The sequence below is a fragment of the Flavobacterium sp. 102 genome, from assembly GCF_003634615.1.
Taxonomy (GTDB): domain Bacteria; phylum Bacteroidota; class Bacteroidia; order Flavobacteriales; family Flavobacteriaceae; genus Flavobacterium.
In genome coordinates, this window is sequence record NZ_RBKX01000001.1 from 1,074,458 (window position 1) to 1,088,232 (window position 13,775).

The window sequence follows — 13,775 nt, forward strand, 5'->3', positions numbered from 1 at the left end:
AGGCAAAAGTAAAACGGAAACTTTAAACACTAAAATAGTTTCCATAGTATTAACGTAAATTTAACATTAGAGAAAAAAGCACACTTTTGTAATGCGGTGGGAATAACCTAAATTAGCCAAAAATATTTTTCATGCGCGCCATCTCCGAATACCAAGACATAATAATTGCCCATTTTAATACGTTGACTCTCGAAAAAGAGCCCAATAATTTATACGAGCCGATTCGTTATATCCTTTCATTGGGTGGAAAAAGATTGCGTCCTATTTTAACTTTAATGGCAGCGGAAGTGTTTGATGTTGATTGTCAAAAGGCCATACAAGCTGCTACAGCTGTTGAGGTTTTTCATAATTTTTCCCTGATTCATGATGATATTATGGATGATGCGCCTTTGCGAAGAGGAAACGAAACTGTGCATGAAAAATGGAACCTCAATACCGGAATACTTTCCGGTGATGCGATGTTGATTTTAGCTTACCAATTTTTTGAAACTTATGAGCCGAATGTTTTTAGAGATTTGGCCAAATTATTCAGCAAAACCGCATTGGAAGTTTGTGAAGGACAACAATACGATGTCGATTTTGAAACCCGTGACGATGTGACGATTCCCGAATATTTAAAAATGATTGAATACAAAACGGCAGTTTTGGTTGGTGCAGCTATGAAAATGGGCGCAATAGTAGCCGAAACTTCCACAGAAAATGCTAAAGCGATTTATGATTTCGGTTTGAATTTAGGAATTGCATTCCAATTGCAAGATGATTACTTAGACGCGTTTGGTGATCCGGAAACTTTTGGCAAACAAGTTGGTGGTGATATTATCGAGAATAAAAAAACCTATTTATACCTAAAAGCTTTGGAATATTCAAAAGCGGAAGAAAAAGAGCAATTGTTGCATTTGTTCTCCATTCAGCCAAACGATAATTCTGATAAAATCGATTCAGTAAAACAGATTTTCAACCAAACCGGAGCAAGTGATGCGACGCAAAGTGCTATACAAGATTATACTTTAAGAGCTTTTGCAACTTTAGAAAAGATGAATATCAGCGAAGACAAAAAGGCTGTTTTGAGAGCTTTTGGAGATAAATTAATGAGTAGAAACGTTTAGAAAAGTGTTCAGTATTCAGTTTGAAATCTACAATTAGAAATCGTTAACCTTAAATCTTACCTCAATTTGTTTGTTGCGCCTATAAATACTGACCAACTACTCTCGGAAGCCGAGAAGGAAAACTTGTACTCAAAGCTCATTGAGCAAATCAACAAGGACTTTAATTTTGCCAATGAACCGATTGACTTTCCGCAAAGTACTTCGCCCTACGAACTAAAAGTGCAATTACACGAGAAAATCTATCGCTTGATTCAGTACAAATTTGCCGAATATTTAAATCTGCTTTATATTATTGATGTTCCTGAAGAAACGGTAAAACAACTCGATGGTTCCGATTTGGCGGAACTTTCGGAACAAGTTTCTTTCTTAATTTTAAAAAGAGAATGGATGAAGGTTTGGTTCAGGAATAAGTATTAAATTTTCTCGAAAAATAAGTTTAAAATCCCGCTGACGATACCACTTCCCAAATCGGAAACCCCATTCGGATTGAAGGAATCTATCTTAGTACCATCAAAATTATAAATTGGAAACGACTTGTAATTGCTCAAGTAATATTGGTTACTAACATTGACATAATGATCATTCATTTGTGTCGTCGGATTGTAAACAGTTAGGAAATACTTATCTGCATAACTTTTTTTGTCCGAAAGATTTAAATTGAAAGAAATGTCCTTTAGGCTAAAACTGGGTTTGTTAGCAGAAAATTGACTGTTGGTTTTGCCCAATATCAATGAAACAGGATTCTGCGAAAATCCTATAAATCCAAAGAACAAAAACGATAAACAAAATATCTTTTTCATCACTTAAAAATAAACTCTGATAAAAGGCATAAACGCATCACCATACAAATCTTTGTCTTTGTCAAAAAGCAAATTGAAACGCGCGCCAATCGTTACGTTGTCGGCACGATAACCGCCACCAACATACAAGCCGGTGTTCCAAAAACTTCTCTTGACATTATCGTATAAATCGGTGTAAGTTGTGTTAACATGTACTTGTTCTACTTCTAAAGAGAGTTGAATTTCTTCAAGCGGGTTGAACAAACCAATCACGCTTCCGCCAACCACATTCGAAGAGTAAAAATTCTTTTGTTTCAAACGGCTGTATTGTAATCCGGTTCCCAAAGCAAAATACTCGTTGAAGTTGTAAATGGCACTGGGCGCAATCGTAATGTCGGTATAGCCGTTTCCGATGGCCAAACCAAAACCGCCGCCAAATTGTACATGATCCCAAAAACCATCTGTTTTGGCTTTGGGTAACTGATTTTCTTGCGATAAAACGGCTTGCGAAATTCCTGAAAAGACAAGCAAAAGTAAAAATCGCATCGAATTTTGAATCGTATTCTTTTTCATCTAAAGTAGAGCGTTAAAATAGCGTTATAAATGTACTAAAAACATTGAAAGATTATTACAAATGTCATACTTTTGCAACTGATTTTCTAATACTAAGAATATTTACTCATAAAATCATGGATAGGTTTTCCTTTTTAAACGCAGCACACACCGAATTTTTTGCCGATTTATACGAACAATACCTTCAAAATCCTGATAGCGTAGAACCAAGTTGGAGAGCCTTTTTACAAGGTTTCGACTTTGGAATGACGACCTATAACGAGGAAAATGCTACCGAACAAATGATTGGTGCATTTACCGGTAATCAGGATTGTAGTATCGTTTCGGATAAATTGCAAAAAGAATTTAACGTATTACGATTAATTGACGGCTATAGAACTCGCGGTCACTTATTTACCAGAACCAATCCGGTTCGTGACAGAAGAGTTTATGAGCCGAATTTAGACTTGCAAAACTTCGGTTTGTCTTCGGCTGATTTGGAGACTGTTTTTGATGCGGCTAAAATTCTAGGAAAACAACCTTCAACATTAAACCAAATCTTAGCGCATTTGAAAAGCATGTATTGCCAACACATTGGTATCGAATACATGCACATGGAAAATCCTGTTTTTGTGAATTGGGTTCAAGAAAGAATCAACAAAAATGACAACCAACCAAGTTTCGATGCCGAGCAAAAGAAACACATTCTAGGCAAACTAAACGAAGCGGTTTCGTTTGAGAACTTTTTGCATACGAAATATGTAGGCCAAAAGCGTTTTTCATTAGAAGGTGGCGAAAGCATTATTCCGGCTTTAGACGCTTTAATTGAAGCAGCAGCGGAAAAAGGCGTAGAGCATTTCGTAATGGGAATGGCGCACAGAGGAAGATTGAATACGTTAGCCAATATTTTTGGCAAAGCGACTCAAGATATTTTCTCCGAATTTGACGGAAAAGATTACGATAAAGAGTATTTCGATGGTGACGTTAAGTACCATTTAGGTTTAACGTCTGAAAGAAAAACCCAATCGGGTAAAAAAATCAATATCAATTTGGCACCCAATCCATCTCACTTGGAAACCGTTGGCGCCGTGATTGAAGGAATTACCCGTGCCAAACAAGACAAATATTTTCCGGAAGATTTCTCGAAAGTATTGCCAATCGCCGTTCACGGTGATGCGGCTGTGGCCGGACAAGGAATCGTATACGAAATTGTGCAAATGGCGCAATTAGACGGCTACAAAACCGGAGGAACGATTCATATTGTCATCAACAACCAAGTTGGTTTTACGACCAATTATTTAGACGCACGTTCATCAACGTATTGTACTGATGTGGCCAAAGTGACTTTGTCGCCAATTCTTCACGTGAATTCAGACGATGCAGAAGCCGTGGTTCATGCCATGTTATTTGCATTGGATTTCAGAATGGAATTCGGAAGAGATGTTTTCATCGATTTACTTGGTTATAGAAAATACGGTCACAACGAAGGCGATGAACCTCGTTTTACCCAACCATTATTATACAAACTGATTGCCCGTCATAAAAACCCGAGAGACATTTATTCAGAGCAATTAATTACTGCCGGAATTGTTGACGCGGCTTATATTACCAAAATAGAAAACGAATACAAGGCCAAATTGGATGAAAATCTTCAAGCTTCCCGCAAGAAAGATTTGACCATTATCAAGCCTTTTTTACAAGATGCTTGGGAAGGTTTTGTTCAGGTTTCAGATGACGAAATGTTGAAAAAAGTAGATACTACTTTCGACAAAAAGAAGTTGGATACTATCTTAGAAACGATTTCGACTTTACCGTCAGACAAAAAATTCATCAGCAAGATTTCTAAAATCGTAACCGATAGAAAAACGATGTACAACAACGATACTATCGATTGGGGAACAGCGGAAACGTTAGCTTATGGATCGTTATTAACCGAAGGTTATGATGTTCGTTTATCCGGACAAGACGTGGAAAGAGGAACATTCTCTCACCGTCATGCTGTCGTAAAAGTAGAAGACAGCGAAGAAGAAGTAGTATTACTGAATACTTTAAAGGACAAAAAAGGGAAGTTCAATGTATTTAATTCCTTCCTTTCAGAATATGGCGTTCTGGGGTTTGATTACGGTTATGCTCTAGCCAATCCAAACGCATTAACGATTTGGGAAGCGCAGTTTGGAGATTTCTCTAACGGTGCCCAAATCATGATTGACCAATACATCTCGTGTGGTGAAGACAAATGGAACAACCAAAACGGAATCGTATTATTGTTGCCTCACGGTTACGAAGGACAAGGAGCAGAGCACTCTTCGGCGCGTATGGAACGTTACTTACAACTGTGTGCTAAACACAATATGTATGTGGCGGATTGTACGACTCCGGCGAATTTTTACCACTTGTTGCGTCGCCAAATGAAAACTAAATTCCGCAAACCCTTGGTGGTATTCTCGCCAAAAAGTTTGTTGCGTCACCCATTGTGCGTTTCTACTCGTGAGGAATTGTACAAAGGTAGTTTCCAAGAGGTGATTGATGACAATTCAATCGACAAGAAAAAAGTAAAAACCGTAGTGTTCTGTACCGGAAAATTCTATTACGATATTGTAGCCGAAAGAGAAAATTTAAACAGAAATGACGTAGCTTTGGTACGCATCGAGCAGTTGTTCCCGTTACCGGTAGACCAATTGAAAGCCGTGATTGCCAGTTATCCAAATGCAGACGATTTCGTTTGGGCACAAGAAGAACCGAAAAACATGGGCGCTTACAGTTATATGCTAATGAATTTCGACTTGGTGCCATGGAGATTGGCTTCGTTAAAAGCGTATGCCGCACCGGCCGCTGGAAGTCACACAAGAGACAGAAGAAGACATGCTGATGCTATCAGAATGGTATTTGACAAGAATTTATTCAGATAATGATTAGGAGCTATTTCCCGCTTTTCGTTGCAATCTCTTCGAGGATTTCCACTACAATCGGGGCTAGAAAAAAGATGAACAAGAACATTTGAAATTAAAAGGAGGACAGTCGGTGGCTGTCAGGTATAAAATCCTTCATACAATAACACAATAACATAAACTAAAATACACAAACATGATTTTAGAAATGAAAGTCCCATCACCGGGAGAATCGATTAAAGAAGTAGAAATTGCAACGTGGCTAGTAAAAGACGGCGATTATGTAGAAAAAGACCAAGCCATTGCTGAGGTGGATTCTGATAAAGCCACTTTAGAGTTACCGGCAGAAGCCAGCGGAATCATCACGCTAAAAGCGGAAGAAGGTGATGCAGTAGCCGTAGGTGCCGTAGTTTGTTTAATCGACACGGATGCAGCAAAACCTAGTGGTTCAACTCCAACTCCGGCTGCAGAAGTGAAAGCAGAAGCACCAAAGGCAGAAGCACCAAAGGCAGAAGAGAAAAAGGTTGAAGCGCCTAAAGCAGCTCCGGCTCCTGTAGCCACTTATGCAGCCCAAACACCATCTCCGGCGGCTCGTAAAATATTAGACGAAAAAAACATCCAACCTTCTGACATCGTTGGAACAGGGAAAGACGGCAGAATTACTAAAGATGACGCTGTAAACGCTGTGCCTTCTATGGGAACACCAACTGGTGGCACTCGTGGTTCGGAAAGAACAAAATTATCCATGTTGCGTCGTAAAGTAGCAGAGCGTTTGGTTTCTGCGAAAAACGAAACGGCCATGTTGACTACGTTCAACGAGGTCGACATGACCAATATTTACGCTTTAAGAGAAGAATACAAAGAAGCTTTTAAAGCCAAACACGGCTTAGGATTAGGCTTTATGTCATTCTTTACCAAAGCAGTAACTCGCGCTTTACAATTATACCCGGATGTCAATTCGATGATTGACGGACAAGAGAAAATTGCTTATGATTTCTGTGATATTTCAGTAGCGGTTTCAGGACCAAAAGGGTTGATGGTTCCGGTAATGAGAAACGCAGAAACATTATCTTTCAGAGGTGTTGAAGCGGAAATCAAAAGATTAGCGATTCGCGCTCGTGACGGACAAATCACCGTTGACGAAATGACCGGCGGAACATTCACTATTTCCAATGGTGGTGTTTTCGGAAGTATGTTGTCAACACCAATTATCAATCCACCACAATCAGGTATTCTTGGAATGCACAATGTAGTAGAAAGAGCTATCGTAAGAAACGGACAAATCGTTATCGCTCCGGTAATGTTTGTAGCTTTGTCTTATGACCACAGAATCATCGATGGTCGTGAGTCGGTTGGATTCTTGGTAGCGGTAAAAGAAGCATTAGAAAATCCGGTTGAAATTTTAATGAACAACAACCCTAAGAAAGCTTTAGAGCTTTAGGGTTTCTACCTGCCTCGGATGAGGCGCCTATATATGTAAATCCCGTCTTGTTGTAAACAAGACGGGATTTTTTTTAAGTAAAAGGTTTAGTTTAAAATTGAAAAAATAAGTTCAAATAATAAAAAACTATTCTTAGAGAATTTATATAAAACTATAGGTTATTATCTATTTTAGCGCATTAAAATTTTTTAGCAGCGTTTTTTCAGTTTTTCAACATGTATAAAATTATCTCTTATTTTATAATACTATTATCTTTCTCTTCGGTATTTTCTCAGGAATTAAATGAGTCTGAGATCAAAAGAACCCGAAGTATACAAGAACAACTTATTTCTAATCCTGATAAAGCTTACACTGAAGCTTTGGAAATTAGTAATTCTAAAAACGAGTTGTTTAGTTTTTTTGGCAAATATTATGTAGCCAATTATTTTTACAATAAATCAGAGTTTACTCATTCTAAGCAACTTCTCATAGCACTTATAGAAAATATTGAAAAAAGTGATAATGCTAAATCAAGCAAAGTATACCAAGATTTGATAGGAATGTGTGTCAACAAACTTTTCTATGTTCATAAGAATTTAGGAGAGTATGACTTGGCATTGTTTTATCTTGATAAATACAAAAAGCATTTACCCAATACTCATTTTAACGAACAATATGGTTTGATAAAAGTGGCTATGGGTGATTATGTTAATGGGATTGCTTTGTTAAAGAGAGAATTAAAGACTTCACCACACCTGAAATTAGGGGTAGGTGAAAAAAAAGTAATGAATAAAAAATTATTTGCAGATAAACACAATATTATAGGAGAAGCTTATCAACAGTATTATATCCAGTCAAAAAAAGCTGTGTTTTTAGATTCTGCAAATTATTACTTTAATGCAGCAGCAACTATGTTGATACATGATAATTTTTACCCTGAGTACACCAAAGCATTGTTGTACATGCGTGAAGCAAAAAGTGCGGCTTTGGCTGGGGATTACGTTAAATCATTGTCTTTATACAGAAAGGGGAAAAAGTATACGGTTATTGAGGATAACATAAGAACCGTACAGTTATTTGATTTGGGGATGGCTGATTGTTTTCATCATTTAAAGCAAGTTGATTCATCATTTTTCTATTGTAAGAAGTATATAAAAAGTTATCAAGCAACTCAAGTTTCAAAAGAAAATTTATTAATGGCCTATAACATTATGACACAAAGTTATAGTAAAAAAAATGACAATAAGAATGCTTATCTCTATGCCCAAAAAAGTTTAGTATTAATTAAATCAATAGAAGGAATAAAAAATAAATCTTTAAATTTTCTTCACAATTATGATTTAAATATCATAAAAGATGAATCGAATAAAATTATTGCTTCTAAGAATTATTTTAAAATCTCTCTTTTTAGCATTTTGATAGTTTTTGCTATAGTTGTTTTTAGTTTTTATTATTATTACAGACATCAGAAAGAAAAACATTATCGATTTTTAAAAATTATTCAAAAGTTAAAAGAATCTAAAACTTCAGGGATTAATAAAATGCAAATTTATAATACTGAAGTACAGTCAAAACAAATAATTGATGATGAGCTTATAGAGAAATTGGCATTAGGTTTAAAAAAAATAGAGCAAAAAGAAGTTTTTTTAGATCCGAATTTCAAGTTAGCTTTTGTGGCCAAAAAATTAAATACAAATACGGCTTATTTGTCACAATACTTCAATCAGGTTCTGCAAAAGACCTTCTCAGAATACACGCAAGAATTGCGAATGCAGTATGTACTCAAAAAACTGATTGAGGCACCTTATTTTCGTAAATATACTATGCAAGCTATAGCGGAAGAAGTAGGATATAAAGATGCGAGTACTTTTGTTCGTGTTTTTAAAAAGCAAACGGGGCTTTCTCCTAATTATTATATTGAAAAGTTGAAAGATACAAAATAAGCATTTAGAAGTCAAATATTTACATCTTTTTTAGCTACTGATTATTTATAAATAGTCCAATAAACAAATTGTTCTGATAGTTCTTATCTCATAGTTTTGGTGGAAAATTATATCAAACTTAAACTTATGAAAACTATTAAAATTGTTGTTTTAGCTATTTTTGGATTTTGCAGTACAATAGTTACTGCAGCTGATTTGTATGTTCGAGATTCTGGTGCTGGTGGTTCTTTTTCTACTATAAGTGCAGCAATCGCTCAAGCTTCAAACGGCGATAGAATCATTATACGTCCAAAAGCTGCCGGACTTCCATTCATAGAGAATTTAGTAATTGACAAATCATTAACTTTTGTTTCAGAAATAAATTTTTCAAATTATTTTATACAGGGCACAGTATCGGTTACTCCATTAGCAGGAAGAGTAGTTACTGTTCATAATATGAATTTAACCAGCACATTTTCTTCTTCTGCTGATTCTACTAACGGAAGGACAACCATAAATATTTATAATTCCTCTTTGAGTAGCGGTGTTAATGCTAATAAATTAAATACCTCGGTAAACATATCTGGTTGCTCCATAACGGGGACTATATCATGTACGCATGGTAGAATAACAGGAAATACTGCTGGTAGTGTCAGCATTTCTACAAGTTTAGCAGATACTAACTTGGCTACAGATGACATTGAAATTATTGCGAACGCTTTGTTAACAACTGAAGCTGCAATTTATCTTGATCAAAAAAACTATAGAACGAGAATTTTAAATAATTATCTTTCAAATGGTACTTTGTATATTGAGGCGGCAAAAACAGGCAGCAACAATGAGATTAGAAACAATGCTATCGATAGTGGATCGGACTCAGCCATTGTTATCAGTTTGGCAACTGGCAATCAAGCCACTTTTTCAGTATTGAATAATGCAATTTCAACTTCAATTTCATCGTCTACTTATAATGAAGTAGTTAATAGTAATATATTAAACGCAACCGTTTACGTAATGTATAATGCTTCAACATCAGCATTTACAGCATTAAATTCGAATGCAACCAATAATATTAGTAGTGCTTCACTTAGTTTCAATGATGTAACGAGAACCGTTACAGGAACAGCGCTTGTAAATGCTGGTGCAGCGGATGATGATTTTACTGATATTGATTTGACTAGAAATGATATTGGAAATCGTGGAGGTTCTGATACTTGGGAAAACTATTGGCCTACAAGTCCTGGCAACAAGCCGTTGGTAAACTATTTATTAACACCACGAAGAATCTATAATGGTACAACGGAAATGAATGCAACGGGTTCAGGTTATACTAAATAGTCAAGATACCAATATATAAACTAGTATGAAGAAATATATTTGCAGTATAATAGCTTTAATGACGATAAGTTTGTGTTCTGCACAGTTAGTATCGTTGAACCAGGCAGAATATTTTTGGGATACCGATCCTGGTGAAGGAAACGGAATTCCATTGATGGCTACTGATGGAAATTTGAATAACGCTTTTGAAAAAATTTCTATTAACGGATTGAATGCTCCAAGTGTTGGTTTGCATAAATTTAGTGTTCGTGTAAAAGATAATTTAGGAGTTTGGGGACCAGTTTTTACTAATATCATAATTGTGGAGTCAACAACTACTCCAACCCCTATGACACTTACACAAGCGGAGTATTTTTGGGATATGGATCCAGGGGAAGGAAATGCTACACCACTTCTGGCAACTGATGGAAATTTTGAAAGCGCTTTTGAAAAAGTAGCCGTAAGTGGTTTAAACGCTCCAAGTGAAGGTCTTCATAAATTCTCAATACGCGTTAAAGACAATCAAGGTGTGTGGGGACCAACTTATACTAATATTATTAAAGTAGAACAAGCAACTACACCAACACCGCTTAGTTTAGTACAGGTAGAATACTTTTGGGATACCGATCCAGGTGAAGGCAACGGCACTCCATTATTGGCTACTGATGGAAATTTGAATAATGCCTATGAACAATTTGTTCAAACAGCTATTCCAATCGTAAATCCTATTGGTCTTCATATTTTTAATGTTCGTGTTAAAGATAACCAAGGAATTTGGGGACCCGTTTTCAAAAATGTAATTTATATTGAAACCACTTTAAGTGTTGACACCCTAATAGCAGATAATTACTATTTCTACCCAAATCCAGCAAACGATGTGATACGTTTCAATAAAGATATTGAAAAGGTTGAGATTTATGATTTGGGCGGAAGATATATTAACACTTCAGTCCTCAATGAAGTTAATGTTTCGGGTTTAAAAACAGGAGTTTATCTCTTAAAGATTACCACTCCTGAAGGACTTACTTTTGATAAAAAAATGATTAAAAAACAGTAATTAAATAAGATGAAAAAAAATGTTATCCTTATGGGATTAGTATTGCTCTCTTTTGGGACTACTAATGCTCAATTATTAAACAAATTAAAAAAAGCAAAAGATCAAACCTCTCAAGCCGCAGAAGTTTTAGAAAAAGGAAGTGAAGTTGCCAAAGGCGGCAAAAAGAAAAAAGGAACCGCCTCAGCAGGTTTAAAACTCGATTGGACTATGTTCAAACAAACACCGGCTGTAACCTTTAACTCGCTTCTTTATGGAACAGGTTCCAGTCCGGGATTAATTAATAGTTATACGGCAACTTTTATTCCGAATAAAACGGTTGACGGAAAAACTGTTAATGCCTTTTCGGATCAGTCGGAGTATTTAAGAATTAAGGTTTTTAAAGACAACCAATACATGAACTATTTTGAATATTCCGGAGACCAAGTTTTTGATGACGGCAAGAAGACAAAATTCAATGAGCCAAGTAGCCGTTACCAACGTGATGGTGAATGGGTAGGACATTCGGAATCATTCATTACAGATTGGGGTCCTGGAAATTACAGATTGGATTTCTATGCCGGTGATAAAATGTTTTATTCATTCGATTTTGAGTTGGTAAAACTAACCAACAATGATCCTTATGCCACAATGAATGAAATGTATGTGGTTCGTGGTCCGTGGAATAATTTTGCCTATATGAATTATGCTGATACAGGTAATTTGGTGTTTGGATATTACATCACACACGAAGAGTTTAAGCCAAATCCTGCGAACAGCGCCAAGACCAACAAAAGTGTAAAATGGAGTGTGAAGCTGTTCAAAGACAACAAATTGTTTGCTCAACATTACGGCAACGGACCTAATACAGCTCAAGTAGAACAAGCCAAATGGAATGAAGTTCAATGTGCATTCAAAAGAGTGGACAAACCGGGCGAAATTAAATTTGCGGATCTTATGGACGGCGCATACAAAGTTGAACTTACAATTGAAGGTGAAGCCAAACCGAGAATCTATAAGTTTGATGTAAAAGATAAAAGAATCGTTCAGATTCCGGAACAAGACAGAACTAAAAATACCGATCCAACACGACTAATTGAAGGATGGAATGACTTCTTTTGGTTGAAGCTGGAAAAGTAGTCTGAAGCTTTAAAGAAACAAGTACTGTTAATATTGCTAATGATTATTTCAGTTGAAAGAATCATAATGCCTGTTTAATATTCATAATAATTGTGGTTTGAGACCCGGCTGAAAATGTCGGGTTTCTTTTTTTTAAGCAGTAATGTTTTAAGTAAAAATTGAGGCATAACAACCCTAAGAAAGCTTTAGAGCTTTAGGGTTTCTACCTGCCTCGAATGAGGCACCTATATATTTAAATCCCGCTTGGCTTTCTAAGCGGGATTTTTCGTTTATTTGCATACTGCGTGAGTGATGGAAGCAAGTACCTTGTACTGCGGACAGCACGGCCCGAAGGGACACGCCCAAACTAGCGTAGCGAACTGACGCAGTAAAAACTAGTCTATGAAGCAAAACAAAAAAGAAGCTGCGATAGGATTTATTTTTATCACGATGCTAATCGATATTACGGGTTGGGGAATCATCATTCCGGTAATCCCAAAATTAATTTCTGAATTGATTCAAGGCGATATCAGTGAAGCAGCAAAATATGGCGGTTGGCTTACTTTTGCGTATGCGATAACGCAGTTTGTTTGCGCACCTTTAATTGGAAACTTAAGTGATAAATTTGGGCGAAGACCTATTATTTTAATTTCGCTCTTTGCCTTTTCGATGGATTATTTGTTGTTGGCTTTTGCCCCAACGATAACCTGGCTTTTTGTCGGAAGAATTATTGCCGGATTAACCGGTGCCAGTATTACAACAGCGTCTGCTTATATTGCGGATGTCAGCACACCCGAAAACAGAGCTAAAAATTTCGGAATGATTGGTGCTGCCTTTGGTTTAGGCTTTATTATCGGACCCGTGATTGGTGGATTATTGGGACAATTTGGTTCGAGAGTTCCGTTTTATGCTGCGGCTGTTTTGTGTATGTTGAACTTCTTATACGGCTATTTTATTTTACCCGAATCTTTATCTAAAAAGAACCGTCGCGAATTTGAATGGAAACGCGCCAATCCTATAAATGCTTTAATCAATTTAAAAAAGTATCCTTCTATTATCGGACTGGTTATGGCCATTTTTCTGTTGTATGTAGGTTCGCATGCTGTTCACAGTAACTGGAGTTTCTTTACCATGTATCGTTTCAATTGGGACGAAAAAATGGTTGGTATTTCCCTTGGTGCTGTTGGATTGTTAGTCGGAATTGTACAAGGTGGACTGATTCGTTGGACGAGTCCGAGATTGGGTAATCAAAAAAGTATTTATATCGGTTTGTCTTTGTATACTATAGGCATGTTATTGTTCGCTTTCGCCACCGAAAGTTGGATGATGTTTGCTTTTTTAGTACCGTATTGTCTCGGAGGAATTGCCGGTCCGGCTTTGCAATCGGAAGTTTCGGGTAAAGTTCCGGCGAACGAACAAGGAGAAATTCAGGGCACTTTAGCGAGTTTGATGAGTGCTTCTGCGATTATTGGTCCGTTAATGATGACCAATACGTTTTACTTTTTTACCCATGACGAAGCGCCTTTCAAATTGCCAGGCGCGCCTTTTATTTTGGGTAGTTTTTTGATGTTGATTAGTACAATTATTGCCTATTATTCTTTAAAGAAAAAATCCCGAATTCCGTAAGAAACCGAGATTC

11 protein-coding genes are annotated in these 13,775 nt (G+C 36.6%); 9 read left to right on the forward strand and 2 right to left on the reverse strand.

Translation table 11 applies throughout. The features are described 5' to 3' along the window. Positions 1 to 131 precede the first annotated feature (131 nt). Positions 132 to 1,106, forward strand: coding sequence for a polyprenyl synthetase family protein (locus tag C8C84_RS04820; RefSeq protein WP_121312457.1), 975 nt, complete (start codon positions 132 to 134; stop codon positions 1,104 to 1,106). Between the two features lie 66 nt (positions 1,107 to 1,172). Beyond that, on the forward strand, positions 1,173 to 1,523 hold the full coding sequence (locus C8C84_RS04825) for a hypothetical protein (RefSeq protein ID WP_199717095.1): 351 nt from the start codon (positions 1,173 to 1,175) through the stop codon (positions 1,521 to 1,523). On the opposite strand, the gene C8C84_RS04830 is transcribed toward C8C84_RS04825, so the two are convergent. Further along, positions 1,520 to 1,906: a hypothetical protein gene (locus C8C84_RS04830; RefSeq protein ID WP_121312459.1), complete on the reverse strand. Its 387-nt coding sequence runs from the start codon at positions 1,904 to 1,906 to the stop codon at positions 1,520 to 1,522. The genes C8C84_RS04825 and C8C84_RS04830 overlap by 4 nt on opposite strands. A gap of 3 nt (positions 1,907 to 1,909) precedes the next feature. After that, on the reverse strand, positions 1,910 to 2,458 hold the full coding sequence (locus C8C84_RS04835; RefSeq protein WP_121312460.1) for a hypothetical protein: 549 nt from the start codon (positions 2,456 to 2,458) through the stop codon (positions 1,910 to 1,912). Positions 2,459 to 2,574: 116 nt separating this feature from the next. Here C8C84_RS04835 and C8C84_RS04840 point away from each other — a divergent pair, with 116 nt between their 5' ends. From C8C84_RS04840 to C8C84_RS04870, 7 genes are all read left to right on the forward strand, one after another. Next, positions 2,575 to 5,346 carry a 2-oxoglutarate dehydrogenase E1 component gene (locus C8C84_RS04840; RefSeq protein ID WP_121312461.1) on the forward strand — a complete coding sequence of 924 codons (2,772 nt, stop codon included), beginning with the start codon at positions 2,575 to 2,577 and terminating at the stop codon, positions 5,344 to 5,346. Positions 5,347 to 5,521: 175 nt separating this feature from the next. After that, a complete protein-coding gene (gene odhB / locus C8C84_RS04845) occupies positions 5,522 to 6,766 on the forward strand; it encodes a 2-oxoglutarate dehydrogenase complex dihydrolipoyllysine-residue succinyltransferase (protein ID WP_121312462.1) in 1,245 nt (414 codons plus the stop codon). A gap of 215 nt (positions 6,767 to 6,981) precedes the next feature. Then, positions 6,982 to 8,688, forward strand: coding sequence for an AraC family transcriptional regulator (locus tag C8C84_RS04850; protein ID WP_121312463.1), 1,707 nt, complete (start codon positions 6,982 to 6,984; stop codon positions 8,686 to 8,688). A 126-nt stretch (positions 8,689 to 8,814) separates the two neighbouring features. Beyond that, the gene (locus C8C84_RS04855; protein ID WP_121312464.1) at positions 8,815 to 10,005 is read left to right on the forward strand and encodes a hypothetical protein; all 1,191 of its coding nucleotides are present in this window, start codon (positions 8,815 to 8,817) and stop codon (positions 10,003 to 10,005) included. A gap of 25 nt (positions 10,006 to 10,030) precedes the next feature. After that, positions 10,031 to 11,041, forward strand: a complete 1,011-nt coding sequence (locus C8C84_RS04860) for a T9SS type A sorting domain-containing protein (RefSeq protein WP_121312465.1) — start codon at positions 10,031 to 10,033, stop codon at positions 11,039 to 11,041. A gap of 9 nt (positions 11,042 to 11,050) precedes the next feature. Next, complete coding sequence (locus C8C84_RS04865; RefSeq protein WP_121312466.1) at positions 11,051 to 12,157, forward strand: hypothetical protein; 1,107 nt, start codon at positions 11,051 to 11,053, stop codon at positions 12,155 to 12,157. A 381-nt stretch (positions 12,158 to 12,538) separates the two neighbouring features. Continuing rightward, positions 12,539 to 13,762: a TCR/Tet family MFS transporter gene (locus C8C84_RS04870; protein ID WP_121312467.1), complete on the forward strand. Its 1,224-nt coding sequence runs from the start codon at positions 12,539 to 12,541 to the stop codon at positions 13,760 to 13,762. Positions 13,763 to 13,775 lie beyond the last annotated feature (13 nt).

Excerpts from the sequence above, each read along its gene's own strand:
- C8C84_RS04820 (WP_121312457.1), top strand. The coding sequence starts at position 132 with ATGCGCGCCATCTCCGAATACCAAGACATAATAATTGCCCATTTTAAT.
- C8C84_RS04830 (WP_121312459.1), bottom strand. The coding sequence starts at position 1,906 with ATGAAAAAGATATTTTGTTTATCGTTTTTGTTCTTTGGATTTATAGGA.
- C8C84_RS04835 (WP_121312460.1), bottom strand. The coding sequence starts at position 2,458 with ATGAAAAAGAATACGATTCAAAATTCGATGCGATTTTTACTTTTGCTT.
- C8C84_RS04840 (WP_121312461.1), top strand. The coding sequence starts at position 2,575 with ATGGATAGGTTTTCCTTTTTAAACGCAGCACACACCGAATTTTTTGCC.
- odhB (WP_121312462.1), top strand. The coding sequence starts at position 5,522 with ATGATTTTAGAAATGAAAGTCCCATCACCGGGAGAATCGATTAAAGAA.
- C8C84_RS04850 (WP_121312463.1), top strand. The coding sequence starts at position 6,982 with ATGTATAAAATTATCTCTTATTTTATAATACTATTATCTTTCTCTTCG.
- C8C84_RS04855 (WP_121312464.1), top strand. The coding sequence starts at position 8,815 with ATGAAAACTATTAAAATTGTTGTTTTAGCTATTTTTGGATTTTGCAGT.
- C8C84_RS04860 (WP_121312465.1), top strand. The coding sequence starts at position 10,031 with ATGAAGAAATATATTTGCAGTATAATAGCTTTAATGACGATAAGTTTG.
- C8C84_RS04865 (WP_121312466.1), top strand. The coding sequence starts at position 11,051 with ATGAAAAAAAATGTTATCCTTATGGGATTAGTATTGCTCTCTTTTGGG.
- C8C84_RS04870 (WP_121312467.1), top strand. The coding sequence starts at position 12,539 with ATGAAGCAAAACAAAAAAGAAGCTGCGATAGGATTTATTTTTATCACG.